General features: G+C 66.3%; 28 protein-coding genes and 4 tRNA genes. 21 read left to right on the top strand and 11 right to left on the bottom strand.

The features are described 5' to 3' along the window. Positions 1–36 precede the first annotated feature (36 nt). From EU513_RS03715 to EU513_RS03705, 3 genes are all read right to left on the bottom strand, one after another. Positions 37–489 carry a MaoC family dehydratase gene (locus tag EU513_RS03715; protein ID WP_129624559.1) on the bottom strand — a complete coding sequence of 151 codons (453 nt, stop codon included), beginning with the start codon at positions 487–489 and terminating at the stop codon, positions 37–39. Positions 490–492: 3 nt separating this feature from the next. After that, complete coding sequence (gene fabG, locus EU513_RS03710) at positions 493–1248, bottom strand: 3-oxoacyl-ACP reductase FabG (protein ID WP_205744662.1); 756 nt, start codon at positions 1246–1248, stop codon at positions 493–495. Between the two features lie 452 nt (positions 1249–1700). Then, a complete protein-coding gene (locus EU513_RS03705; RefSeq protein WP_129624557.1) occupies positions 1701–2846 on the bottom strand; it encodes an acyl-CoA dehydrogenase family protein in 1146 nt (381 codons plus the stop codon). Between the two features lie 146 nt (positions 2847–2992). Between EU513_RS03705 and EU513_RS03700 the strand changes: the two genes are divergently transcribed. Beyond that, complete coding sequence (locus tag EU513_RS03700) at positions 2993–3574, top strand: TetR/AcrR family transcriptional regulator (RefSeq protein ID WP_129624556.1); 582 nt, start codon at positions 2993–2995, stop codon at positions 3572–3574. Positions 3575–3659: 85 nt separating this feature from the next. On the opposite strand, the gene EU513_RS03695 is transcribed toward EU513_RS03700, so the two are convergent. Continuing rightward, on the bottom strand, positions 3660–4157 hold the full coding sequence (locus tag EU513_RS03695) for a YajQ family cyclic di-GMP-binding protein (RefSeq protein ID WP_129624555.1): 498 nt from the start codon (positions 4155–4157) through the stop codon (positions 3660–3662). A 132-nt stretch (positions 4158–4289) separates the two neighbouring features. Between EU513_RS03695 and EU513_RS03690 the strand changes: the two genes are divergently transcribed. From EU513_RS03690 to EU513_RS03675, 4 genes are all read left to right on the top strand, one after another. After that, positions 4290–5774 carry an amino acid permease gene (locus tag EU513_RS03690; protein WP_275578163.1) on the top strand — a complete coding sequence of 495 codons (1485 nt, stop codon included), beginning with the start codon at positions 4290–4292 and terminating at the stop codon, positions 5772–5774. A 143-nt stretch (positions 5775–5917) separates the two neighbouring features. Beyond that, positions 5918–6001 (top strand) — tRNA-Tyr (locus EU513_RS03685). A 62-nt stretch (positions 6002–6063) separates the two neighbouring features. Continuing rightward, the gene (locus tag EU513_RS03680) at positions 6064–7320 is read left to right on the top strand and encodes a multidrug effflux MFS transporter (protein WP_240795906.1); all 1257 of its coding nucleotides are present in this window, start codon (positions 6064–6066) and stop codon (positions 7318–7320) included. Beyond that, positions 7317–7943 carry a YigZ family protein gene (locus EU513_RS03675; RefSeq protein ID WP_205744661.1) on the top strand — a complete coding sequence of 209 codons (627 nt, stop codon included), beginning with the start codon at positions 7317–7319 and terminating at the stop codon, positions 7941–7943. The genes EU513_RS03680 and EU513_RS03675 overlap by 4 nt, the downstream gene beginning before the upstream one ends. Positions 7944–7950: 7 nt before the next feature. Here EU513_RS03675 and EU513_RS03670 read toward each other — a convergent pair whose 3' ends face one another. Then, complete coding sequence (locus EU513_RS03670) at positions 7951–8319, bottom strand: VOC family protein (protein WP_129624554.1); 369 nt, start codon at positions 8317–8319, stop codon at positions 7951–7953. Here EU513_RS03670 and EU513_RS03665 point away from each other — a divergent pair. After that, positions 8318–8584 carry a hypothetical protein gene (locus EU513_RS03665; protein ID WP_129624553.1) on the top strand — a complete coding sequence of 89 codons (267 nt, stop codon included), beginning with the start codon at positions 8318–8320 and terminating at the stop codon, positions 8582–8584. The genes EU513_RS03670 and EU513_RS03665 overlap by 2 nt on opposite strands. A gap of 54 nt (positions 8585–8638) precedes the next feature. Next, complete coding sequence (locus EU513_RS03660) at positions 8639–9643, top strand: MFS transporter (RefSeq protein WP_168990128.1); 1005 nt, start codon at positions 8639–8641, stop codon at positions 9641–9643. A gap of 47 nt (positions 9644–9690) precedes the next feature. Here EU513_RS03660 and EU513_RS03655 read toward each other — a convergent pair whose 3' ends face one another. From EU513_RS03655 to EU513_RS03645, 3 genes are read right to left on the bottom strand one after another with little or no spacing between them, the layout of a single operon-like run. After that, positions 9691–10113, bottom strand: coding sequence for a hypothetical protein (locus tag EU513_RS03655; protein WP_129624551.1), 423 nt, complete (start codon positions 10111–10113; stop codon positions 9691–9693). A 42-nt stretch (positions 10114–10155) separates the two neighbouring features. Continuing rightward, entirely contained in the window at positions 10156–12117 is a 1962-nt protein-coding gene (locus EU513_RS03650) for an acyl-CoA dehydrogenase (protein WP_129624550.1), read from the bottom strand. 28 nt (positions 12118–12145) lie between these two features. Then, positions 12146–12841, bottom strand: a complete 696-nt coding sequence (locus EU513_RS03645) for a TetR/AcrR family transcriptional regulator (protein ID WP_129624549.1) — start codon at positions 12839–12841, stop codon at positions 12146–12148. A 107-nt stretch (positions 12842–12948) separates the two neighbouring features. Here EU513_RS03645 and EU513_RS03640 point away from each other — a divergent pair, with 107 nt between their 5' ends. The 6 genes from EU513_RS03640 (at position 12949) to rpmG (ending at position 16993) form a co-directional block, all read left to right on the top strand. Further along, a complete protein-coding gene (locus EU513_RS03640; protein ID WP_129624548.1) occupies positions 12949–14241 on the top strand; it encodes an acetyl-CoA C-acetyltransferase in 1293 nt (430 codons plus the stop codon). Then, positions 14238–15602, top strand: a complete 1365-nt coding sequence (locus EU513_RS03635) for a 3-oxoacyl-ACP reductase (RefSeq protein ID WP_370447334.1) — start codon at positions 14238–14240, stop codon at positions 15600–15602. Before EU513_RS03640 ends, EU513_RS03635 begins: the two co-directional genes overlap by 4 nt. Before the next feature lie 4 nt (positions 15603–15606). Continuing rightward, a complete protein-coding gene (locus EU513_RS03630) occupies positions 15607–16494 on the top strand; it encodes a MaoC/PaaZ C-terminal domain-containing protein (RefSeq protein ID WP_129624547.1) in 888 nt (295 codons plus the stop codon). Positions 16495–16574: 80 nt separating this feature from the next. After that, positions 16575–16647: transfer RNA gene (locus tag EU513_RS03625), tRNA-Thr, on the top strand. A gap of 51 nt (positions 16648–16698) precedes the next feature. After that, positions 16699–16775: transfer RNA gene (locus EU513_RS03620), tRNA-Met, on the top strand. Positions 16776–16822: 47 nt separating this feature from the next. Beyond that, a complete protein-coding gene (gene rpmG, locus EU513_RS03615) occupies positions 16823–16993 on the top strand; it encodes a 50S ribosomal protein L33 (RefSeq protein ID WP_141929217.1) in 171 nt (56 codons plus the stop codon). A 582-nt stretch (positions 16994–17575) separates the two neighbouring features. Here the strand turns inward: rpmG and EU513_RS03610 are convergent. Next, positions 17576–17980: a hypothetical protein gene (locus EU513_RS03610; RefSeq protein WP_129624545.1), complete on the bottom strand. Its 405-nt coding sequence runs from the start codon at positions 17978–17980 to the stop codon at positions 17576–17578. Between the two features lie 134 nt (positions 17981–18114). Between EU513_RS03610 and EU513_RS03605 the strand changes: the two genes are divergently transcribed. The 3 genes from EU513_RS03605 to EU513_RS03595 are packed head-to-tail and all read left to right on the top strand — an operon-like array spanning position 18115 to position 20059. Continuing rightward, on the top strand, positions 18115–18567 hold the full coding sequence (locus EU513_RS03605) for a MaoC family dehydratase N-terminal domain-containing protein (protein ID WP_129624544.1): 453 nt from the start codon (positions 18115–18117) through the stop codon (positions 18565–18567). Further along, positions 18564–18986: a MaoC/PaaZ C-terminal domain-containing protein gene (locus EU513_RS03600; RefSeq protein ID WP_129624543.1), complete on the top strand. Its 423-nt coding sequence runs from the start codon at positions 18564–18566 to the stop codon at positions 18984–18986. Before EU513_RS03605 ends, EU513_RS03600 begins: the two co-directional genes overlap by 4 nt. Next, positions 18986–20059, top strand: a complete 1074-nt coding sequence (locus EU513_RS03595) for a UDP-N-acetylmuramate dehydrogenase (RefSeq protein WP_129624542.1) — start codon at positions 18986–18988, stop codon at positions 20057–20059. The genes EU513_RS03600 and EU513_RS03595 overlap by 1 nt, the downstream gene beginning before the upstream one ends. An 87-nt stretch (positions 20060–20146) precedes the next feature. On the opposite strand, the gene EU513_RS03590 is transcribed toward EU513_RS03595, so the two are convergent. Further along, positions 20147–21208, bottom strand: coding sequence for an adenosine deaminase (locus EU513_RS03590; RefSeq protein WP_129624541.1), 1062 nt, complete (start codon positions 21206–21208; stop codon positions 20147–20149). A 137-nt stretch (positions 21209–21345) separates the two neighbouring features. On the opposite strand from EU513_RS03590, the gene EU513_RS03585 reads away from it, so the two are divergent. The 5 genes from EU513_RS03585 (at position 21346) to rplA (ending at position 24076) form a co-directional block, all read left to right on the top strand. Beyond that, a tRNA-Trp gene (locus EU513_RS03585) sits at positions 21346–21418 on the top strand. 34 nt (positions 21419–21452) lie between these two features. Further along, positions 21453–21698: a preprotein translocase subunit SecE gene (gene secE / locus EU513_RS03580; RefSeq protein ID WP_168990127.1), complete on the top strand. Its 246-nt coding sequence runs from the start codon at positions 21453–21455 to the stop codon at positions 21696–21698. A gap of 54 nt (positions 21699–21752) precedes the next feature. Then, complete coding sequence (gene nusG / locus EU513_RS03575) at positions 21753–22664, top strand: transcription termination/antitermination protein NusG (protein WP_168990126.1); 912 nt, start codon at positions 21753–21755, stop codon at positions 22662–22664. Between the two features lie 97 nt (positions 22665–22761). Beyond that, a complete protein-coding gene (rplK, locus tag EU513_RS03570; RefSeq protein ID WP_129624539.1) occupies positions 22762–23193 on the top strand; it encodes a 50S ribosomal protein L11 in 432 nt (143 codons plus the stop codon). A gap of 157 nt (positions 23194–23350) precedes the next feature. After that, entirely contained in the window at positions 23351–24076 is a 726-nt protein-coding gene (rplA, locus tag EU513_RS03565; protein ID WP_129624538.1) for a 50S ribosomal protein L1, read from the top strand. A 288-nt stretch (positions 24077–24364) separates the two neighbouring features. Here the strand turns inward: rplA and EU513_RS03560 are convergent, their stop codons facing one another. Continuing rightward, positions 24365–24865: a MarR family winged helix-turn-helix transcriptional regulator gene (locus EU513_RS03560; RefSeq protein WP_129624537.1), complete on the bottom strand. Its 501-nt coding sequence runs from the start codon at positions 24863–24865 to the stop codon at positions 24365–24367. Between the last annotated feature and the right edge of the window lie 25 nt (positions 24866–24890).

Raw genomic sequence — 24890 nt, 5'->3', positions numbered from 1 at the left:
CCGCCGAAGCGGGACCGCCGTCGTGTTCGGCGAACGTCAGGGAACGATCACCGACAGCGTCTCCGCGACGCAGGCCGGCTTGTCCTGGCCCTCGATCTCGATGACGCACTTGGTCGTCACGGTGAAGCCCAGGGACGACGGTTCGACCGACACGATCTCGAAGCCGCCGCGCACCTTCGAACCCACCGGAACGGGGTTGGGGAAGCGCACCTTGTTCGAGCCGTAGTTGACGCCCATCTTCACGCCTTCGACCGTGTAGACCTCCCACGAGAGCATCGGCAACAGCGACAGCGTCATGTACCCGTGGACGATGGTGCCACCGAACGGTCCCGACTTCGCCTTCTCGACGTCGACGTGGATCCACTGGTGGTCACCGGTGGCCTCAGCGAACTGGTTGACCGCGTCTTGGGTGACTTCATGCCACTCGCTGTAGCCGAGGTGTTCGCCCACAGCGGCCTGGAGGTCTTCGATTCCGTTGAAAACACGCATGATTCAGTCCTTCGGTCCACCGGCGACGTACAGCACCTGGCCGCTGACGAAGCCCGCGTCCTCACGGCAGAAGAACGACGCCGCAGCAGCGATGTCGTCCGGACGGCCCACGCGCGCCACCGGGATCTGGGTGGCCGCGGCCTTCTGGAACTCATCGAAGTCCATGCCGACGCGCTCGGCCGTGGCCGCGGTCATGTCGGTCACGATGAATCCCGGGGCGATGGCGTTGGCGGTGATGCCGAACTTGCCGAGTTCGATCGCGAGGGTCTTGGTGAAGCCCTGCAGACCGGCCTTGGCCGCCGCGTAGTTGGCCTGGCCGCGGTTGCCCAGTGCCGAGGTCGACGAGAGGTTCACCACGCGTCCGAACTTCGCCTCGGTCATGTACTTCTGGGTCGCGCGGGTCATCAGGAAGCTGCCGCGAAGGTGCACGTTCATGACGGTGTCCCAGTCGTCCACGCTCATCTTGAACAGCAGGTTGTCGCGCAGCACGCCGGCGTTGTTGATCAGCGCGGTCGGCGCACCGAGTTCGGACGCGATGCGCTCGACGGCGGCGTTGACGGCCTCCTCGTTCGAGACATCGCAACCGACGGCGAGGGCCTCGCCGCCCGATTCCTTGATCTTGTCGACGACGTTCTGGCAGGCGGCCTCGTCAAGGTCGACCACGGCGACCTTGAAGCCGTCCGAGGCCAGGCGCTCGGCCACGGCTGCGCCGATTCCTCGGGCTGCTCCGGTCACGATCGCGGTGCGTGCTTCAGTCACTGCTGTTCCCTTCGTCGGATGCGCTCCTGGGTGGAGCCGAAAACATGTGATCAGTGTCTCTCATCGGGGCGTGACAAAGACGAAAGGTGGGTTGGGTGCCGACGATCGAGTTCACCGGCTACGTTCGCGCCGTCCCGGCGGCGGGTTGGCTCGCGATCCGGCTGCGGTTGGTCGTGCGTGGATGAATTCGGCTGTTGCGCATGGGCCGCGCCCGCGGGATTCGCGGTGCGTGTTCAGCGACGGCAGGTGCCGTCGGTGCGGTTCGTGTCGCGGTGATCGAAGGTGCAACGAAATTCATCGCTATTCGACCACTGCGGGTGTGCCGGTCCGCGTTTGCTCGGTGGTAGCAAACGAAGGTGGCCACCCCATCGGGTGGCCACCTTCGTCATGGTGGGCTCGCTCCTCAGAGACGCTGTCCAGCATCTTGGGTCACGCTCCGCTCCGGCTGGCGCTCAGAGGCCGAGGTCGCGCCCGATGAGCTCCTTCATGATCTCGTTCGAGCCGGCCCAGATCTTCGTCACGCGGGCGTCTCGCCAGGCGCGGGCCACGCGGTACTCGTTCATGAAGCCGTATCCACCGTGCAACTGGACGCACTCGTCCAGCACCTTGTTCTGCACCTCGGCGGAGAACCACTTGGCCTTCGCCGCGTCGATCGGGGTCAGCTTGCCCTCCGCATGGGCGGCGATGCAGTCGTCGACGTACGCCTCGGTGACCTCGATCTGGGTGACCAGCTCGGCGATCTTGAACTTGTTGTGCTGGAAGGAACCGATCGACTGCCCGAACGCCTTGCGCTCCTTGGTGTACTCGATCGTCTCCAGCAGAATCTGCTTGGCGTGCGCGGTGTTCGACACGGCAGCTCCGACGCGTTCCTGCGGCAGGCGCTGCATCATCGAGATGAAGCCCATGCCCTCCTCGCCGATGCGGTTGGCGTCGGGCACGCGGACGTTCTCGAAGAACAGCTCGGACGTGTCGGACTCGACCTGGCCGACCTTGTCCAGCTTGTTGCCCTTGGTGAAGCCGGGCATGTCGGCCTCGAGCATGAACAGCGTGATGCCCTTCGAACCCCTGCTCGGGTCGGTGCGGACGGCGACGATCGCGATGTCGCACTGGTGGCCGTTGGTGATGAAGGTCTTGGAGCCGTTGATGATCCAGTCGTCGCCGTCGCGAACACCGGTGGTCTTCAGTGCGGCGAGGTCGGAACCGCCGGAGGGCTCGGTCATGCCGATCGCGCAGATCAGGTCGCCGGCAGCCATTGCCGGCAACCACTTCTGCTTCTGCTCCTGCGTGCCCAGGTCGACCAGGTAGGGCGGGCAGACATCGGAGTGGATGCCGAAGCAGCTGGAGACGGCGGCATTGAAGGCGGCGATCTCCTCGGCGGCGACCGCATTGAATCGGTAGTCGTCCGCGCCGGCCCCGCCGAACTCCTCGGGGATGTCGAGGCCGAGCAGGCCCTGGCGGCCGGCTTCCTTCCAGATGTCCCGTGGAATCACCTTCTGCTCGAGCATCTCCTCGGCACGCGGCTTGAGGGTGCGGTCGACGAATTCGCGGACGGAGGCGCGGAAGGCCTCGTGGTCCTCGGTGTAGACGTTGCGGGGCATGGCGTACTTCCTTATACACAGGCGGCTCGGGAGCGCTGACTAAGCGCTTGCTTAGCGTCTCATTCCGGGGAATCCTCGTCAATGAGTGGGGCGCACCCTGTGCGGCGAGCGCGTAGGGTTTGGCCGGCGACAAGGAGCTGCAGCGGATGACTGTCGACACGACGACAACGCGTGACCGGTTACTCGATGCTGCTCGGATCTCTTTTGCCCGCAAGGGATTTCACGGGACGACAACGCGTGACATCGCGTCCGCCGCCGGCTTGTCGCCGGCCGGCGTCTACGTACACCACCGCAGCAAAGAGGCGATGCTGTTCGAGATCAGTCGGGCCGGGCACGAACGGATCACCGATCGTGTGGAGGCGGCAGCGGGTGCCGACGGCGACGCCCGGACGCGGCTGCGCGCGATCGTCCACGAACTCGTCCTCACCCACGCGATCGATCATGAGACGGCCCGCGTCGTGAACTACGAACTCGAAGCACTCACGCCCGAGCACCGCGAGGTCATCGAGCGTCTGCGCGGACGCATCCAGCACAGTCTGCGCCGCACCGTCCAGGACGGAGTCGACGCCGGTGTGTTCAGCATCGACCAGGTGGGTATGACCGCCAACGCGATCAGCGGGATGTGCGTGGACGTCGCGCGTTGGTACGAGGCGGACGCGCGGTGGACGCCGGAGCGCATCGCCGACCATTTCGCCGACATCGCACTGCGGATGGTCAGTTCGTCCTGACCGAAGTCAGCGCAGAAACAAGGAGGGTTTTGCTCCGCGAGAAGGAGACTTTCCCTTCTCGCGGAGCAACTGTCTCCTCGCTGAGTCAGCGGTAGTTCGTGTATTGCAGCGCGACGTCCAGGTCGGACGCCTTGAGCAGGCGCTGCACTTCCTGCAGGTCATCGCGTGACTTGCTGCTGACCTTGAGTTCGTCGCCCTCGATGCGTGCCTTGACCGACTTCGGGCCTTCGTCACGGATGATCTTGCTGATCTTCTTCGCGTTCTCCTGCGACAGGCCCTCCTTGAGAGTGCCCTCGAGTCGGTAGATCTTGCCGAACAGCTTCGGCTCGCCGTCGTTGCTGAGCTCGATCGACTTCAGTGACACGCCCCGCTTGACCAGCTTGGTCTGAAACACGTCGAGCACGGCCAGGCAGCGCTCGGTCGCGTTCGCCTCGATCAGGATCTTCTCGCCCGACCACTCGAGTTTGGCGTCGACGTTCTTGAAGTCGTACCGCGTCGAGATCTCCTTGGCGGCCTGGGTCAGAGCGTTGCTGACCTCCTGCTTGTCGACCTTGCTGACGATGTCGAACGATGAGTCGGCCATGGCGGGCTCCTTCGGGTCGGGGCAGTCGTGATCGGCACCGAGCGTACGCGGACGCCTGGTGGTCGTGCAGGCCCGTCGGCCGCCTCGATCCGATACCGTGCTGCGGGCCACCACAACCGAGAGGCTCCGCTCTTGTCAGACAAGACCACGGCCGTCAACGAGCAGGAAAGCAAGCACGGTCACACCGACGACCTGCATCGCGGACTCAAGGCGCGTCACCTGAACATGATCGCCATCGGCGGTGCGATCGGCACCGGTCTGTTTCTCGCGTCCGGTGGCACGATCAGCGAAGCCGGCCCGGGTGGCGCGCTGCTGGCGTACGCCCTCATCGGACTCATGGTCTTCATGCTGATGCAGAGTCTGGGGGAGATGTCGACCTTCCTGCCGGTGGCCGACTCGTTCCAAGCGTACGGCACCCGCTTCGTCTCGCCGTCCTTCGGCTTCGCGCAGGGCTGGAACTACTGGTTCAACTGGGCGATCACCGTCGCGGCCGAACTCGTCGCCGCCGCACTGGTGATGAAGTACTGGCTGCCGGACGTGCCCTCGTGGGTGTGGTCGGCCGTCTTCTTGGCGATTCTGTTCGGACTCAACGCTTTTCACGTGAAGGCGTTCGGCGAGAGCGAGTTCATCTTCTCCGCGATCAAGGTCATCACTGTGATCGTGTTCCTCGGTATCGGCCTGCTGATGATCCTCGGCGTCATGGGTGGCGACTCGCCCGGATTCTCCAACTGGACGCGTGGTGAGGCGCCTTTCGTCGGCGGTATCGGCGGCATCCTCGCGATCTTCATGATCGCCGGCTTCTCGTTCCAGGGCACCGAGATGGTGGCTGTCGCCTCCGGTGAGGCGGAGAACCCCGAGAAGACGATCCCGAAGGCGATCCGCGCGGTGTTCTGGCGGATCCTGCTGTTCTACATCGGTGCGATCGCGATCATCGGCTTCCTCATTCCCTACACCGACAAGCGACTGCTGTCGGCGTCGGAGAACGAGGACATCACCATCGCCCCGTTCACGCTCGTCTTCGACCAGGCCGGTATCGCGTTCGCGGCCGCCGTGATGAACGCGGTCATCCTCACCGCGATCCTGTCCGCCGGTAACTCCGGTCTCTACGTCTCCAGCCGCATGCTGTTCGGCCTGGCGCGCGACGGCAAAGCACCGGCAATCTTCGGTCGGCTCAACAAGCGGGGCATCCCGATGCCGGCTCTGCTCGCGACCACGGCGATCGGTGGACTCTGTTTCATCACCAGTCTCGCCGGTGACGGCGTCGCCTACACCTGGCTGGTGAACGCGTCCGGACTCGCGGGCTTCATCACCTGGTGCGGAATCGCCTGGAGCCACTACAAGTTCCGCCGTGCGTACGTGGCCCAGGGTGGCGACGTGAACGACCTGCCGTTCAAGGCGCTGTGGTTCCCGCTCGGCCCGGTGCTCGCCCTCGGCATGTGTGTGCTCGTCATCATCGGTCAGAACTACGAGGCCTGGCTGACCTCGACGCCCGACATGAAGGGACTGCTGTCCTCCTACCTGGGCCTGCCGTTGTTCCTGGCTCTCTGGTGGGGGCACAAGCTGGCCACCAAGGCACCCAAGGTGAAGCCGGAAGATGCGGATCTCTCCCGTCACTGACCTGGACGGGTTGGTGGCTGAGTGCGGAGTTGGAACTGCGCCGATGGCCACCGACTCAGGCGGTGGCCACCAACTGCTCACCACGACGTCCGGATCCGATTGGCTCGGACGCGGGCGGATTGCTACCCTTACACGCGCACTACGCCAGGTTGCCCGAGCGGCCAATGGGAGCGGACTGTAAATCCGTCGCGAAAGCTACGAAGGTTCGAATCCTTCACCTGGCACCACGTGCAGAAGGCCCCGGCTCCGTCCGGGGCCTTCGCCTTTTCGAACCAGCAGGGGAGTGGACGTGGAGCGGGCGACGAAGAGCAGCATCTGGTTGCTGCTGGTCGTGTTGGCGGCGTTGTCGATGCTCGGCCCGTTCTCGATCGACACTCCTTTCCCGGCGTTCAGCAGGATGGGGCGCGAGTTCTCCGTCAGCACCGACGACATGCAGTTGGTCGTGACCGCCTACATGCTCGCTTTCGCATTGATGAGTCCCTTCCACGGTCCCATCTCGGACGCGGTCGGTCGCCGCCCGGTCATGCTCGCCGGCCTGTCGATGTACGCCGTCGCGTCGGTCGGTTGTGCCCTCTCGACCAGCTTGCCGATGCTGCTCGGTTTCCGTGTGTTGCAAGGGCTTTCGGCCGGTGGGGGAGTGATCGTCTCTCGTGCCGTGATCCGCGACATGTTCGAGGGCGCCGAGGCGCAGCGGCTGATGAGCCGAGTCACGATGATCTTCGGTGTGGCCCCGGCCGTCGCGCCGATCGTGGGTGGCTGGTTGCTGACGATGGGGTCGTGGCGCGCGATCTTCTACTTCCTGGTGGGCGTCGCTGTCGTGCTGATGGCGTTGGTGATCTTCGTACTGCCGGAGTCGCACCCGCGTGAGCGGCGGACGGCGTTCACCCCCTCGGCGATCTTCGGCGGCCTGGTGGAAGCCGGACGTTCGCCTGCCTTTCACCGGGTGTCCTGGGCCGCATCGCTGAGCTTCGCCGGCCAGTTCCTCTACATCGGCGCCGCGCCGATCTTCGTGATGGACCTGCTCGGCAAGGGCGAGCAGGACTTCTGGATGTTCTTCGTGCCGATGATCTCAGGGGTCGTGCTCGGTTCGTGGATCAGTTCGCGAACGAGTGGCCACGTCACGATCAACCGATTGGTCAGTGCCGCAATGGCATTCGCGTTGTTCGGCGCACTCGTGAACCTGGCGTTCGCGGTCATCCCGGCGACCCAGGGTCTGCCCTACGCGGTCATCGGCCCGGCCCTGATCGCAGTGGGAACCGGCGCGTCCTACCCGGCACTGCAACTGACCCTGCTCGACATGTTTCCCGGCAGCCGCGGGGCGACGGTGTCCCTGTTCACTTTCTTCACCCTGGTGCTGAACGGCTCCATGGCGGGGTTCGTCGCACCACATGTCACGGGCTCGTTCGCGCAGATGGCCCTCATGGCGCTCGCTCTGGAGATCGTCGCGGTCTTGTTCTGGATGAGCCACCTGCGCCACAGGCCGGGTGCGGGAGGCAAGCTGATGCGCCCCAAGGTGCATCCCGTTCCGACTCCGTCGGGCCAGTGAGCAGCTACCTGACTCTCTCCTCGCGCACCGACCGGGTAGCCGCGATCGAGATCAAGCGCTCCCGCTTCCTCGCGGTGGTCCGCCGGGTGGGCGACGAGGACGCCGCCCGCGCATTGGTGGCCGACCTGCGCAAGCAGCACCACGACGCCCGACATCACTGCAGCGCATTCATCCTCGGGCCGACACCCTCGATCGAGCGGTCGAACGACGACGGCGAGCCTGCCGGTACTGCGGGTGGCCCGATGCTCGACGTGCTGCGTGGACGCGAACTCAGCGACGTCGCAGCGGTTGTCGTCCGATGGTTCGGCGGCACGCTGCTCGGAGCCGGCGGTCTCGTCCGCGCGTACGGCGATGCGGTCGCGGCGGCGCTCGACGGTGCACCGCTCGTCCGGCGGGCTCAGGACGACCTTTTCGACCTGTCGGTCTCCCATGCGGACGCCGGCAAGGTCGAGTCGGATCTGCGGGCCCGGGGCGTCGGTGTGCTCGGCGTCGACTACCTCGACCGGGCGTTGCTGCACCTGGCCGGAGACCTCGACGACCTGGCTCCCGCGGTCGCCGAGATCACCTCGGGCGCAGGCATATTGCAACCGGCCGGCACACGTTGGGTGGACCGCCCGACGTGACAGGCGCTCAGTTGCCGGCGTCGGTGACACCCTCGTAGAGTCCGACATCGTTGCCGTCGGGGTCACGGAAGATCGCCCACCAACTCGTCTCGGAGATGGGGTTCTTCTCCATCACGACCTCGCCGCCGGTCTCCTTCACCTTCGCGAGGGTCTGCTCGATCGAGTCGACCTCGACGTACGAGCGCGGCTGGGTGAAACCGTCGCTGCGAGGCGCGAGGCCGCCGCCGCTGATCTTGTTGGGTGCCTGCCACATCGGGTAGCCCTCGTAGCCGGGCACTTCCGCGATCTGCCAGCCGAAGAGGTTGCCGTAGAACTCCGAGGCCTTCTTCGTGTCGGCCACCGGGATGTCGATGTGCGTGATGTCGCCGTGGGGCATGTCGATCCCTCCGCTGAATGGACGCGCCGGTCGGCGACGCCCGAGCCTGCCGATCCAAGGGTACGCGCTCCTTGCTGCGCCCGCTCTCATCATCGGTTCGTCGGTGATGCTGTTGTCCGGCGCGGACGCAGACGGTCAGGGCGGGAGCGTCCGGAACGCCCGGACGGTGCCGGTGGAGTTCGCGTTCGGCTGCCCGCTCTCGATCTACCTGTGCGCGTGTGCCCTGCGCGCACTGCTTCACCAGGACCGTCCGCTACACCCGTAGTCGATGAAGGCGGTCGCACCAACGGCCGCTGCACGGCCGGTCTACGGTGCTTCGGTGTCCACTTCGCTGCGCCTGACCGATCCCGCCGGACGACGGCTGCTCGCGACCGCTGTGACTGGTTCCGGGCTCGTGTTCCTCGACGGCACGGTCGCCAATGTCGCGCTCCCGAGGATCGGCACCGAGCTCGACGCCGAACTCGCCGGACTGCAGTGGGTGGTCAACGGCTACACGCTGGCGCTCGCCTCGCTCATCCTGGTCGGCGGGTCGCTGGGTGACCGACTCGGACGCAAACGTGTCTTCGGCTGGGGCACAGTCGGAATCACCTGGGCGCTGACGGCATGGCCGGGGCAGGGCGCACTCGCCGCAGCGGTGGTGGGTGTGGTCGCGGGGGTCGCGTTCGTGGTGGCGCAGCGGCACGCGTCCCACCCGATGACTCCGCCGCAGTTGTTCGCCAGTCGTGTGTTCACGGTAATCAACGTCGTCACGTTGTTCGTCTACGCGGCGCTCGCGGGAAGCATGTTCTTCCTCGCCGTCTACCTGCAGGTGACCGCCGGGTGGACGCCGCTCGAAGCCGGGGCCGCGACCGTTCCGGTGTCGGTCGTGATGCTGTTCCTCGCCTCCTGGTTCGGCGGGTACGCCGCGAGGCACGGAGCTCGGACGCCGATGGTCGACGGCGCCCTGGTGCTCGCCGCCGGACTCGCACTGCTCGCCCTCGCCCCCGACCGACCGAACTTTCTGCTGCACATCCTCCCCGGCGTCCTGCTGCAGGGCTTCGGACTGTCGATGCTGGTCGCGCCACTCACCGGCACGGTGCTCGCCGCCGTTCCCGACAGCCGGTCCGGGGTCGCGTCCGGCATCAACAACGCGGTCTCGCGGACCGCGGGGCTCCTCGCGATCGCGGCGCTGCCACTCCTGGTCGGACTGTCCGGGGATGATTACCGCATCCCGCACAAGGTGGCGGACGCCTACCGCGCGTCGATGTGGTGGTGCGCCGGGTGGGTGCTCGTCGGCGCTGCACTGACGTTCGTCGGCTTGCGTCCGGACGGGCAGCGCCGATGACGGATCCCGGCCGCTGTTGCGACCGGGATCCTTTACTACGGGTGTAGTCAGCAGTCACTGTCGGGCGCGTAGGCGAACCAACCTGCACCGCCCGGCTCTCCATCGAACCGTGCACGACCGTCGAGGTTCTGGATGCCGGGGAAGTACTCCTTCTGGACCTCGTCGTCGGAGTCGCGGATGTGCTCGTCACCGGCTCCCAGCAACGCACGGGTGACACCCTGGGAGGAGTCGAGCAGATCCGCCAGCGCGGATCGGACGTCGTCGGCAGAGACGGACGGCAAGGACGAATCCCGCTGTGCTGCAGTCAGAACACTGCGGCGAACGAGCTCCTTCAGGAAAGAAGCGGTGACGCCCTCGGTCGCTTCGCTGACCTCGTCCGCAAGTTTCGTCGTCACTTCCAGCGGTGCGTTCGCGGCATACAGGCGGAACAGTTGGGCGCGGGCCTGCGCGTCGGGACGGTCGATGTGCACCGCCACATCGATACGTCCGGGACGCGCGACAAGCGCTTCTTCTCAGGCGTAGCTGGTGGTCTGCTCGCCGGTGGCGATAGGGGCGGTGATGAGTTCTTCGGGAATGCCCATGCCGTCGACGAGGGTGTGCACGTGCGGACGCAGCTCCTTGCACAGGTCGTTGACCGCGGAGGTCACCGCGCGCGATCGGACGGTGTTGAGGCGTCCGTGCTCGAGGAACCATGCCTTGTCGTCCTCGATCGAGGATAGGGCGTAGAGCGAGAGCACCTTGCCCATGAGGTCCTTCGCCTCGCCGTCGGGCATCTGCTCCATCGACTCCAGCGCGTCCTCGAGGATGCACCGGTCGATGTGCGCGCGGGCTGCGAACAGCACGTGGTCCTGGGCGTCGTTGAACAGCTCGAAACCGTTCTCCTTGTTCGCTCGGCGCAGCCGCTTGCCGACCGTCTCGAGCGCGTGGTCGGCGCGCTGCTCGAACATCGACAGGTGCCAGCCGGAGTCGTCCATCGCGGACTCGTGACCCCGACCCTTGGCGATGTCGCGCAGGCGCTGGATTCCGGCGCGGCCGGCGGTGCGCTCGACGAGGCCCTCGGCGACCTGCTTGGTGACCAGACCGGCGAGCTCGGCCATCGCGAGGTCGCCGAACATCTCCTTGTACTCGGTCAGCAGACCCTTGGCGACCAACTGCAGCAGCACGGTGTTGTCGCCCTCGAAGGTCGCGAAGACGTCCACGTCGGCCCGGGCCTGGGTGAGCTGGTTCTCGGAGATGAAACCGGCGCCACCACAGGCTTCGCGCGCCGCCTGCAGCGCGTCGACCGCGTGCCAGGTGCTGATCGCCTTGAGGCCGGCCGCGCGGGTTTCCAGCTCGCGGATATCTTCCTTCGCCGGCGCATCACCGTCGGCGCGGGTGTCACCGTGCAGTTCCTGCAGCGACTCGGTGATCGCGTTCTGCGCGAAGCTCAACGCGTACGCCTTGGCCAGGCGCGGGAACAGCTTGCGCTGGTGGGCCAGGTAGTCCAGGACGACGATCTCCTGGTCGTGGCCCGGCGCCTCGAACTGGCGGCGTCGTGCGCCGTACCGCAGCGCGATCGCCAAGCCCTTCTTCGCGGCGCTCGCGGCCCCGCCACCCACGCAGATGCGTCCGCGAACCAGGGTGCCGATCGTGGTGAAGAAGCGGGCGTTCTCGTTCTCGATGTCGGACTGGTAGTTGCCCTCGTCGTCGATGTCGGCGAACTTGTTGAGCAGCGCCGAGCGGGGGATGCGGACGTTGTCGAACGCGAACGTGCCGTTGTCGACTCCGGGTAGGCCGCCCTTGACACCGTTGTCCTCGATCGTGACGCCGTCGACGACCTTGCCGGATTCGTCACGCACGTCCATCAGCACGGCATGGACGCCGTGCCCGACGAACTCATTGTTTGCCGGAGCGCCTGCGGGAGTGAGCAGTTGACCGAAGACGACAGCCATCCGGGCGTCCTTGGCGGCGTTGCCGATGTAGGTCTTGACCGAACTCGGGGTGGGGGAGTTGACGACGAGCTCGTTCGTCTCGGGGTCGAAGGTGATCGTGGTCTCCAGGCGCTGGACGTTGGAGCCGTGGCCGATCTCGGTCATCGCGAACGAGCCGAGGATCTTTGCGTCCATGATGTCGGTGAGCACCTCGTCGTGGTGGCGCTCGGTGCCCAGGCGCGACACCGCGCCGCCGAACAGGCCGAACTGGACGCCGAGTTTCACCAGCAACGACAGGTCACCGTAACCCTGCATCTCGAACAGTGCGCACGATGCGCCGTAGTCGTAGGTGCCGCCGTACGCCTGCGGGAAGCCCACCCGGCCATGGCCCAGCGACGCCAACCGAACCAGCTGACTGGTCACCCGATCACGCTGAGCCTCAATGGATTCCCCGGGCGTGCCGAGCAGCATGTCGGGTTCGATCTGGTCGCGGAAGTCCTGCCGGACCTGCTGCCACGGACCGTCGAGGGCCTTGCGCAGTTCGAGTGCGATCGGGTCGTTCATGAAAGTGCTCCGTTCATTTCGAGGAGTCTCAGAGGGAAGACTTGGGGGCGGTGTCTTGCGGGGAGCCGAGGACGCCGGCAAGTCCGACGGACGCGAATTCAGCGAGGTGCTGGACGACGTCCGCGCGAGGCGGACGATCGGGGTCGGCGAGCCAGCGGTCAGCTGCTTCGCGCACGTAGCCGACAAGGGCGTGACCCCAGGTCGCGGCGGGGGCCGGGTCGCGATCAGCCGCGATCAATGCGGCGGAGAAGATCTCTGACAGGCGGCCCGCGATGGCGTCGGTCAGGCCGGCGACGGGGTCGGAGTCGGCGTCCAGATCGACCAGCGGACGCCGGACCACGAAGCGGTAGAGCTCCGGGTCGCTCTCGACGAGTGAGAGATAGCTGTCGATCACCGCGACGAGCACTGCATGCGGGTCACTGCTGCGCAGGGACGCCGGATCGTCGAGGTCGACACCGGTCGAGATGGCCTTGTCGAAGTCGTTGAGGATCAGCGAGTCGACCGCTTCGACGACGGCGAGATAGAGCCCGAGCCGGTCGCCCAGGTGGCGGTAGATGACGGTCTTCGAGGTGCCGGCGGTCGCTGCGATCTCGTCCATGCCCACGGTCGCACCGTGCTTGCGGATCGCCTTGATCGCCGATTCGACCAACTGACGACGCCGCTGGACGCGGTGCGTGGTCCAGCGGGTGTCGCGGCCGTCGAGGCGCTCGGTGTGCGAACTCATGATGCTTCGACAGTATCCGAAACTCGGCGTACCTGCTACTGTCGGTATCGGTAAATTTAGGCGAGTTCGACACTCGCCTCCTCGATCGAACCACGGGAGAGTCCTCCATGAGCCTCACCGCAGGCCCGCGTGACGTTTTCGTCCTCGGCGGCAACCGCATTCCGTTCGCCCGCTCGGGCGGCAAGTACCTGAAGGCCTCCAACCAGGACATGCTGACCGCCGTCGTCGACGGCCTTGTCGCACGTTTCGGCCTGGGTGGCGAGCGCCTCGGTGAGGTCGCTGCCGGCGCCGTCATCAAGCACTCGCGCGACTTCAACCTGACCCGCGAGTGCGTGCTCGGTTCGCACCTCGACCCGACCACCCCTGCGTACGACGTCCAGCAGGCGTGCGGCACCGGTCTCCAGGCAGTTGTGTTGGTGGCCAACAAGATTGCGCTCGGTCAAATCGACTCCGGCATCGCCGGTGGTACCGACACCACCTCCGACGCACCGCTCGCGGTGAACGACAACCTGCGCAAGACGCTGATGAAGGCCAACTACGCCAAGACCCCGCAGCAGCGCATCCAGGCGCTGCTCAAGGTGCGCCCCAACCAGCTGACGCCGGAGCAGCCGAAGAACGGTGAGCCGCGTACCGGTCTGTCGATGGGTGACCACATGGCGATCACCGCCAAGGAGTGGGGCATCAGCCGCGAGGCGCAGGACGAACTGACGGTCAAGAGCCACCAGAACCTTGCCGCTGCCTACGACCGCGGGTTCTTCGACGACCTGGTCACCCCCTACCTCGGCGTCACTCGCGACAACAACCTGCGTCCGGACTCCTCGGTCGAGAAGCTCGCCACCCTCAAGCCGGTGTTCGGAAAGGGCGAGGGGGCCACCATGACCGCCGGTAACTCCACCCCTCTCACCGACGGTGCGTCCGCGGTGCTGCTGGGGTCCAAGGAGTGGGCGGCCGAGCACAAGCTCACGCCGCTGGCGCGGTTCGTCGACGCAGAGACCGCTGCGGTCGACTACGTGCACGGCAACGAGGGTCTGCTGATGGCTCCGCCGTACGCCATCGCGCGACTGCTCGAGCGCAACAACCTCACCCTTCAGGACTTCGACTTCTACGAGATCCACGAGGCGTTCGCGTCCACCGTGCTGTGCCACCTGGCCGCCATGGAGGACCCGGAGTTCTGCAAGAACAAGCTCGGTCTCGACACCCCGCTGGGTTCGATCGACCGCAGCAAGCTCAATGTCAACGGTTCGTCGCTCGCGGCCGGCCACCCCTTCGCCGCCACCGGCGGACGCATCGTCGCCTCGCTGGCGAAGATGCTGCACGAGAAGGGGGAGGGCCGCGGCCTGATCTCCATCTGCGCTGCCGGTGGCCAGGGCGTCGTCGCGATTCTGGAGGCTGCCAAGTGAGCGGTATCGACGGTTACACCAAGTTCGTGAACGGCGGGTTCGGCAAGAAGATCGCCGGCACCGTGGGCCTACCGCAGCCGACCGTGTTGCGCCGCTACGCGGTCGGGCAGCAACTGATCGAGGGCCCGGCCGCGATCGCCGGCATCGGCGATGCTCCGGCGCTCGACGCCGTCCGCTCCGTCCTCTCGGATGCGGGTGCGAATGTCGTTGATGCGCAGTCCGACTCGGAGTACAACGAGAAGCTGTCCGCGGTCGTGTTCGACGCCACCGCGGCCCGCACGCTCGACCAGCTCCAGCAGCTGCGTGCCACCGTCGGACCCGCGATGAAGAAGCTCGGCAAGAACGGTCGCATCGTCGTCCTGTCCGCCGTGCCGGCCGAGGAGACCGACGTCGAAGCAGCGGCCACTCAGCAGGCGCTCGAAGGCATCACCCGCAGCCTGGGCAAGGAGATGCGGGCCGGCGGCACCGCCAACCTCCTGCGCATCAGCCAGGACGCGTCCGACGAAGCTCTGAAGGGGCCGCTGCGGTTCTTCCTGTCCAGCCGTTCGGCCTATGTGTCCGGTCAGCCCGTCGCGATCGGCGCCGGCGACGTGCCCACGATCGCTGATGTCCACGTCCCGCTCAAGGGTGAGGTCGCGGTGATCACCGGCGCTGCTCGCGGTATCGGCGCGGAGATCGCCAAGGTCTTCGCCCGTGCGGGCGCGAAGGTGATCGCGGTCGACATCCCGGCCGCGGGCGATTCGCTTGCGAAGGTCGCCAACTCCATCGGTGCGGTTGCGCTCCAACTCGACATCACCGCGCCAGATGCCGGTGAGCGCATCGCGAAGGCCGTGGCTCAGCACGCCGACAAACTGGACGTCATCGTCCACAACGCCGGTATCACCCGCGACAAGTTGTTCGTCAACACTGATGAAAACCGTTGGGGCTCAGTGCTGGACGTCAACCTGCAGTCGCAGTTCCGGATGAACAGGGTGCTGCTCGACCCCTCCGTCCAGGGCGGGCTCAAGGACGGCGGCCGCATCGTGTCCGTCGCATCCATCAGTGGCATCGGCGGCAACCGCGGCCAGTCGAACTACGCCGCGTCGAAGGCCGGTGTCATCGGAATGGTGCGCCAACTCGCCAAGGAGCTCGAGGGACGCAACATCACCGTCAATGCCGTCGCCCCCGGCTTCATCGAGACCGAGATGACCGCGAAGATCCCGATGGGGACCCGCGAGGTCGGCCGACGCCTCAACTCCCTGCTCCAGGGTGGCCAACCCGTCGACGTGGCCGAGGCCATCGCCTTCTTCGCCGAGCCCGCATCCGCCGGTGTCACCGGTCAGGTGCTGCGGGTCTGCGGCCAGTCCCAGCTGGGAGCATGAGTCCATGACGCGCACCATCGAGCTCGACGCCACGCCGACCCTCGGGCCGGTGCTGGCGAAGGCCGCGGCCACTGGGTTCGCCCGCAAGGGCCGCACGCTGCCTGACGTCCGCGTCGTCCAGCGCGGGGTGAAGGTCGACCAGGGCGCGCTCGCCGCCTACGACCAGGTGTGCGGCTTCCCGGTCACACACCTGCTGCCGGCGACCTACCTGCACGTGCTGGTGTTCCCGCTGCAGGTCACGCTCATGGCGGACAAGGAGTTCCCCTTCCCGCTGATGGGCAGCGTGCACCTATCCAACACGATCACCCAGCACCGTCGGGTCGGAGCCCTAGAGGTGCTCGAACTGGAGGTGGGCATCGAGAACCTCCGGCCACACTTCCGCGGCGCGCAGGCCGACCTCGTGTCCACGATCAAAGTGGGGGACGAGGTCGTATGGGCCGAGACGTCCACCTACCTGTTCCGCGGGCAGAAAGTTCCGGGCGAGGTGCCGTCGAAGTCGGACGAGCCGGAGCCGGCCGACGGAGCGGGCGTCACCTGGGCGCTGACTGCCGACCTGGGACGCCGCTACGCCGCCGTCTCCGGTGACGTGAACCCGATCCACATGCACCCGTTGGCCGCGAAGGCGTTGGGCTTCCCGACGACCATCGTCCACGGCATGTGGAGCAAGTCGAAGATGCTCGCCGCCGTCGAGAACCGGCTGCCGGAGAAGTACACCGTCAGCGTCGAGTTCAAGAAGCCGGTGCTCATCCCCGGCAAGGTCCGCTTCATCGCGGACGAGGCCGAGAACGGCTGGGATCTGGTGCTTCGCGCGGCCCGCAAGGGCACCGTGCACGCCGTCGGATCAGTGGTCGTGGAACACATCGGGGAGCACGGGCCCGACTCGATTTCGTGAATCGAAGAGGTGTCCGGTAACCTCTTCGCTGCGCTACCGAACGGTTCGAAACGCAAGGTTTCGACGGTCGGTGGAGGCAGGCCCCTATAGCTCAGTCGGTAGAGCGTCTCCATGGTAAGGAGAAGGTCAACGGTTCGATTCCGTTTGGGGGCTCTGGTCCACGTCAGGGCCTGGAATGATTTTCAGGCGAGACGTGTTCCCCAAGGCGGGGTAGCTCAGCTGGTTAGAGCGCACGACTCATAATCGTGAGGTCGCGGGATCGAGCCCCGCTCCCGCTACCAATCCCAAAGTAGTACCCACATTCATCGTTTCGAGAGCAGGTTGCCCCGTGGCTAGCAAGAGCGCAGACATCCGTCCCAAGATCACCTTGGCGTGCGTGGACTGCAAGGAGCGCAACTACATCACCAAGAAGAACCGCCGCAACAACCCCGACCGGGTCGAGCTGGCCAAGTTCTGCCCGCGCTGCGGCAAGCACACCGCGCACCGCGAGACGCGCTGATTGCATCCGCGGCTCCTTCGCAGTTCGAGACCCCCTGGCGCTTGCGCCCGGGGGTCTCGTGCGCTCTGACGGGGTCGGACGCGGTGACCGCACCCTGTTTCGCGTATCACAGGTGCGCGTCCACGAAGATACCTGTACTATCGGCGCGGGGGGTTGTGACTTACTGCAAACCCTCGTGTAAGTGGGCCCGCGCGGGGCTTGCTGGCACTGCTCGGCCACGGTGACTTCGGCTTCGGCCGGCGAACCCCGAATCACCGCGCGGAAACTTCGGGAAAGTTCAGGGGATAACAACATGGCTGACACTCGTACACCCGGTCGCTCGATCTCACGACGCACGCTCGCCAAGGGGGCCGGGTGGAGCGTCCCGACCGTTGCCCTCGCGTCCGCTGCGCCGGCGCTGGCCAGCTCCCTCCAGACGCCGCCCACCTTCAAGTTGAACGGCTACTGCAAGAGCCCGGGCAAGAGCTGCAAGACCTTCCCGAAGGGGTATGAGTTCCGGTTCACCGTGTGCAACAACTCGCCGGTGCCGATCTGGATCCACGGCGTCAGCTACACGACGGTTGGCACAAACCTCACCCTGACTCACGCTAGTCCGAGCTTGCCGATCGCGCTGGCTGCGAACCAATGCCGCGATGTCGTCTTCCGTGCCGACAGCAGCAACAGTTCAAACCAGGTGTTCGACTTCACGATGACGATCATCTGGAACCACTCGTCGTCGCCGACTGGTGACCCCAATACGCACTTGCCGTACACGACGCCAACCTTCCGTATCCCCGGCACCCCGCCCGACTGCGCCTGCCCTGATGGCATGCCGCCGGCGAGCGCGGCGGCCGAGAGCAGCTCGACGTCGTCCAGCTCGTCCTCGTTGAGCACCTCGAGCGCGAAGTCTGCTTCGGCGACCTCGACCAGCGAGGCACCGGCCTCGACCCAGGCACCCGCTGCGACGTCGAAGTCGGCGGCCCCGGCGTCCGAGGCGCCGACGAGCACCGCCGCCCCGTCGGGTTCCTGATCGACCCCGCACCAAACGCAACACGCACGAAGGGCACCGGCCACGGCCGGTGCCCTTCGGCGTCCGCGGCCATCAAGCGACGGTTGTCGCAGGCGGGGGATAGGGTCGGCATATGCCGGTCAACCACGAAGTCGAGGGCCGCACCTACCCGGCCATCCCGACCTACTCCGTGTCCCGCACGAAGATCGCCGAGTTCGCCGCAGCCGTCGGCGCGAACGATCCCGTGCACACCGATGTCGAGCACGCCCGTTCGCTCGGTTACGCCGGCGTCGTGGCGCCGCCGACCTTCGCCGTGATCATCGCCCAGCAGGCCGAGGGCGCCGCGATCGCCGACCCCGAGGCCGGCATCGACTTCAGCCGGTTGGTGCACGGCGAAGAGAGCTTCGTCCACCACCGCCCGTTGGTCGCGGGCGACGAGGTCATCGCGGCCACGACCGTCGACCGGGTGCGGTCGGCCGGCGGCCACTCGATGGTCACCCTGAAGACCGCCATCACCACCGTCGACGGCGCGGCCGTGTGCGACGTCAACTGTGTCGTGGTCATTCGAGGAGGAGACGACGCATGAGCCCCAAGGCTTCCGAACTCGAGGTCGGCCAGGAGATCGGCCGCACCCAGATCACCGTCGACCGCGCCACCTTCGTGCGCTACGCCGGCGCGTCCGGTGACTTCAACCCGATCCACTGGGACGAAAAGTTCGCGACGTCGGTGGGCCTGCCGAGCGTGATCGGTCACGGCATGTGGACGATGGGCGCCGCGGTCTCGCTGGTCGGCGAGTGGGTGGGCGACCCGGGACGAGTCGTCGAGTACGGAGTGCGCTTCAGCGCACCGGTCGTCGTCGAGTACGACTCGGCCACCCCGCTCGCGGTGACCGGCACGATCAAGAAGATCGACGGCGACCGCGTCACGGTCGAACTCACCGCCACCCAGGGCGGGACGAAGGTGCTCAGCCGCGCGCTGGCCACCGTCGACCTGAGCGGGCGCTGATGCAGGATGCACACGACGTCGCGCTCGCGACGCTCACCACCATGCGCGTCGGTGGGCCGGCGCGCCGGCTGGTCACTGCGGAATCCATCGACGACATCGTCGATGCCGTGCGTGAGGTCGACGACGCCGACGAACCCCTCCTCATCATCTCGGGGGGCTCGAACCTCGTGATCAGCGACGACGGTTTCGCCGGCACGGTCGTCCACATCGCCAACAGCGGTATCCAGGTCGAGTCGAGCGACTCCTGTGGGGGCGCGATGGTGCGGGTCGCAGCGGGGGAGAACTGGGACGAGTTCGTCGCGCGTGCGTGCGCCGAGGGCTGGTCGGGCATCGAAGCGCTCTCCGGCATTCCCGGTCTGGTCGGCGCGACGCCGGTGCAGAACGTCGGCGCGTACGGACAAGAGGTCGCGCAGACGATCGCCCAGGTGCGCACTTTCGACCGCGACACCCAGCAGATCCGCACCTTCACCAACCAGCGCTGCGACTTCACCTACCGGCACTCTGTCTTCAAGCAGACCGGACGCTTCGTCGTCCTCGACGTGCTCTTCCAGTTGACGGTTGCCGACCTGTCGCAGCCGGTCGCGTACGCCGACCTGGCCGCCCAGCTCGGGGTCGACCAGGGCGCTCGGGTGTCGCTCGCCGATGCACGCGAGGCCGTGCTGGCCCAGCGCCGCAAGCGCGGCATGGTGCTGGACACGTCCGATCACGACACCTGGTCCTGCGGTTCGTTCTTCACCAACCCGATCCTGTCCCCGAAACGGTTCGCGGACCTGGAGAAGCGCGCCGCAGAGCGGCTCGGTGCCGACGGCCCGAAGCCGCCGCAGTTCCCGGCCCCCGACGGCATGGTCAAGACGAGCGCGGCATGGCTGATCGACAAGGGCGGCTTCGGCAAGGGCTTCGGGATGCCCGGCCCCGCTGCGCTGTCGACCAAGCACACGCTCGCGGTGACCAACCGCGGGAAGGCGACTGCTCACGACGTCGCCGAGTTGGCACGCACGGTGCGCGACGGCGTCCGGGAGGCGTTCGGCGTGGAACTGGTCAACGAACCCGTCTTCGTCGGCCACGACCTCTGACTCGAGAGTCCGCAGAACTGGCGCGTCAACGCGGCCACCTTGCGGACATTCAGGAGCGGGTGTCCGCAGAACGCGCGGGTCAGCGTGTCAGTTCTGCGGGCTTTCGATGAGCCAGGCGTCGACCTCGGCGAACATCTCGCGCTTGCTGTCGTCCGGTGCGAGTGATGCGCGGATCGAGTGCCGGGCGAGTTCGGCGAGTTCCTCGTCACTGAAGCCGTGCACCGTCCGAGCCGTCTCGTACTGCGCGGCGAGCCGGTTGTCGAACAGCAGTGGGTCGTCGGCCCCGAGCGCGATGGTCGCGCCCGCGTCGAACAATTGGCGAAGTGGCACGTCCTCGGGGCAGGAGTAGACGCCGAGGGCGAGGTTCGATCCCGGGCAGACCTCGAGTGCGATGTCGTTGTTGAGCACCCGCTCCAGCACCACGTCCGACTCCGCTGCCCGGACGCCGTGACCCAGCCGCTGCGGGCCGAGTGAGTCGATGGTCTCGCTGATCGCCTGCGGTCCGAGAAGCTCGCCCGAATGGGGTACGGACGCCAAGCCGCCGGCATGGGCGATGCGGAACGCCGGGGCGAAGTCCTCGGTGTTGCCGCGGCGCTCGTCGTTGGAAAGACCGAATGCCAGGACGTCGCCGGCGTGCTGCACGGCCAGGCGGGCAAGGGTCCGGGCGTCGTAGGGGTGCTTGATGCGGGACGCGGCCACCAGCACTCCGACGCCGATACCGAGATCGCTCGAGGCGGCCTTGGCCTCGTCGATCACGATCTCTAGCATCGGCGTGATGCCACCGACGAATCCGGCGTACGAGGTCGGGTCGACCTGGATCTCCAACCATTTCGAGCCCTCGGCAGCGTCGTCCTGCGCAGCCTCCCGGACGATGCGTCGCATGTCCTGCTCGTCGCGAACGCACGCGCGGGCGGCGTCGTACAGTCGCTGGAACCGGAACCAGCCGCGATCGTCCACCCCGGACAGCTGAGGCGGGTAGTCACGGGTGAGTGCGTTCGGCAGCCGCAGACCGTGCTTGTCGGCCATCTCGCGCACCGTCTCGATGCGCATCGAGCCGGTGAAATGCAGGTGCAGATGCGCCTTCGGCAACGTGAGCAGCGAGCGTCCGCGAGTGGTGTCGTCCGTCGTCGCATCCTTCGTTGCAGCCATGGCGGAACGCTAGTGGCCGAGCCGGGTTGGCTTCCGTAGCGGGGTCTGACGTAGACTCGTCCTTCGGTTGACTGTCAGCCACGCTCAGTCGTGTCCGCAGGCGGCCACCCGGTCAGGATTTCCAACATCCCGACCACAGGGCACTAGCTCAATTGGTAGAGCACCGGTCTCCAAAACCGGGGGTTGGGGGTTCGAGTCCCTCGTGCCCTGCGCATACGTGATCGATCAGGAGAGAGGCGACACCGTGGCCGACACGAGCACCGCGAGCGCTCGCGACACGGAGCAGTCCTCCAAGGGATTCTTCGGTCGGATTCTGCTGTACATCCGGCAGGTCATCGCCGAGATCCGCAAGGTGGTCCGTCCCACCCGCGACGAACTCACCCAGTACACCATCGTGGTACTGGCTTTCATCGTGTTCATCATGTTGTTCGTCCTCGGCCTCGACTGGGTCTTCAGCCGTGCCGTGTCGTTCGTGTTTGGCACCAGCTGACCCGCCGCGACGTCCGCACCGACGCAAACGAAAACGAATCAAGGAAGCAGGTCCATGACTGAGCAGCACAGCCCTGACGTCGACGCACAGGAGACGGCCGAGTCCGTCGAACTGCCCGACGCTGCCCAGGACGTGACCTCGCCGGCACCGGGTGCCGACGCCGACGACGACCTGCGCGTGGCCGATGCCGAGGACGAGGGCATGCCCGCGTACGCCGACGACGTCGACGGCGAGGGCACCCAGGTTGACGCAGAGGCCGAGGACGCTGCCGTCAAGGCTGACGATGTCGCGGATGCCGAGTCCGAGACTTCCGAGGACGAAGGCGCGGCCGAGGCTACGAAGCCGGCCGTCGACCCGCGCGAGGAGTACATGCGCGAACTGCGTTCGCAGTTCGGCGACTGGTACGTCATCCACTCGTACGCCGGATACGAGAAGAAGGTCAAGGCGAACCTGGAGAACCGCATTCAGAACCTGTCGATGGAGGACTACATCTTCCAGATCGAGGTTCCGATGGAAGACTTCACCGAGATCAAGAACGGCCAGAAGAAGATGGGCACCCGTGTCCGGATGCCCGGATACGTGCTGGTGCGTATGGACCTCACCGACGAGAGCTGGGGCGCGGTGCGCCACACCCCAGGTGTCACCGGGTTCGTCGGCAACGCGCACGCGCCGTCGCCGCTGAACCTCGACGAGGTCGTGACGATGCTGAACCCGACCTTCGAGGAGCCCGAGACCGAGGCCGCCGCAGGTCAGAAGACCGGTGGTGCTGCGAAGAAGGCTGCCACGCCGGCCGAGGTCGACTTCAACGTCGGAGAGTCCGTCACCGTCATGGAAGGTCCCTTCGAGACGCTTCCGGCGACGATCTCCGAAATCAACACCGACACCCAGAAGCTCAAGGTGTTGGTCTCCATCTTCGGCCGCGAAACGCCGGTCGAGCTGGGCTTCAACCAGGTCGCCAAGATCTGAGTCGTCGCTCAACCCCTTGCCCGGGCCTCGGGTGAGGACATGCAACCGGGTCATCGCCCACGGCGTAGGCCCACACTGAAAAGAGAGAGGAAGCTACATGCCTCCCAAGAAGAAGGTCTCCGGCTTCATCAAGCTGCAGATCCAGGCCGGTGCGGCCACCCCGGCTCCGCCCGTCGGCCCGGCCCTCGGTCAGCACGGCGTCAACATCATGGAGTTCGTCAAGGCCTACAACGCCGCGACCGAATCCCAGCGTGGCAACGTCATCCCGGTCGAGATCACGGTCTACGAAGATCGCTCGTTCACCTTCATCACCAAGACCCCGCCCGCCGCTGAGCTGATCAAGAAGGCTGCCGGCGTCGCCAAGGGTTCGGGTGAGCCGCACAAGACCAAGGTCGCCAAGCTGTCCAAGGACCAGGTGCGCGCCATCGCCGAGCAGAAGATGCAGGACCTCAACGCCAACGACATCGACATGGCGTCGCGCATCATCGCCGGCACCGCCCGTTCGATGGGTATCGACGTCGAGTCCTGATCGACCAGCAATAACGTTGTGCAGCAACGGGGCTGACGCGATTTCGCGTCAGCCCCGTTCATGCGCGACAATGGACAGGTTGCCTACTGGCAACAGGTGGTTGGGCCGGCGCTGGTCCGCAGAACCACAACTCCCACATCATTCACGAGGAGCACTCATGAAGCGCAGCAAGAACTACCGCGCGTCCGCGGAGAAGATCGGCGAAGGCTCGGTCTACGCGCCGCTGCAGGCCGTCCGTCTGGCCAAGGACTCGGCGAACACCAAGTACGACTCGACCGTCGAGGTCGCGTTCCGCCTCGGTGTCGACCCGCGCAAGGCCGACCAGATGGTCCGCGGCACCGTCAACCTGCCGCACGGCACCGGTAAGACCGCCCGCGTGCTGGTCTTCGCCAACGGTGACAAGGCGGCCGCTGCTGAGGCTGCAGGCGCCGACTTCGTCGGTTCCGACGACCTCATCGAGAAGGTCGCCGGCGGTTGGACCGACTTCGACGCCGTCGTCGCCACCCCCGACCTGATGGGCAAGGTCGGTCGTCTCGGTAAGGTCCTCGGCCCGCGTGGTCTGATGCCGAACCCGAAGACCGGCACCGTCACCATGGACACCGCGAAGGCTGTCAGCGACATCAAGGGCGGAAAGATCGAGTTCCGCGTCGACAAGCACAGCAACCTGCACTTCATCATCGGCAAGGCATCCTTCGACGAGAAGTCGCTCGTCGAGAACTACGCCGCCGCGCTGGAGGAGATCCTGCGTCTGAAGCCGGCCTCGTCGAAGGGTCGCTACATCACCAAGGCGACCATGTCGACGACGATGGGCCCCGGTATCCCGCTGGACTTCACCAAGACCCGCAACCTCACCTCCGAGGAAGCCACCTCCGAAGAGGCCTGAGCCTGCTTCGATCGCGCGACGGCCGTCCACCCGCAGGGTGGGCGGCCGTGTCGTTGTGCGGGGTGTGCTGGACATATGACTGAACTGATGGTGTTGGATAGCGCTGATATCTTACGTGGTCGTTGCCACCCGAACGGAGCCGGGCGAGTTCTTCCGCGTCAACATCGCGATGGAGTTCACCGGTGACGGGCCCGTGGAAGGACACCGCGCGCATCACCGCGGACGGGCGGACGTGGGAGTCGCACCTCACGCTCACCACGTACGACATCGGTGGCGGAGCGACGGTGCTCAGCTTTCGAGGGTTGCCAGCAGCCGCTGCAGGCTGGACGCGAGTTGGGTGCGTTCGCGAGCCGGGAGTGCTGCAAGTAGTGCGCGTTCCTGGCGGAGAAGGTCCTCGAAAGCTGCGTCGACGACTTGGCGGCCACGTTCGGTCAGCCGCACCAGGACACCGCGGCGGTCGTTCGGTGCGGGGCGTCGTTCGACGTAACCGCGCCCGGCGAGCCGGTCGACCCGGTTGGTCATCGTGCCGCTGGTGACCAGTGTTTGCTGGCCGAGGGCGCCGGGGGAGAGTTCGTAGGGTTCCCCCACTCGGCGCAGCGCCGACAACACGTCGAACTCCCACGCTTCCAGCTGGTGAGTGCTGAAAGCAGACGATCGAGCCTGATCGAGGCGGCGTGCCAGGCGCGTGACGCGGGACAGGACAAGAAGCGGGTCGACGTCCAGATCCGGACGCTCGCGACGCCAGGCGTCGACGATGACATCGACCTCGTCGGTGCGCTGGTTGCCCATGGTGCCACCATACTTGATGTAAAGT

Origin of the sequence: Yimella sp. RIT 621 (genome assembly GCF_004146205.1) — a bacterium.
GTDB classification, from domain to species: Bacteria; Actinomycetota; Actinomycetes; order Actinomycetales; family Dermatophilaceae; genus Yimella; species Yimella lutea.
The sequence above is the reverse complement of the archived record's forward strand: the minus strand, read 5'-3'. Positions and strand labels throughout refer to the sequence as shown.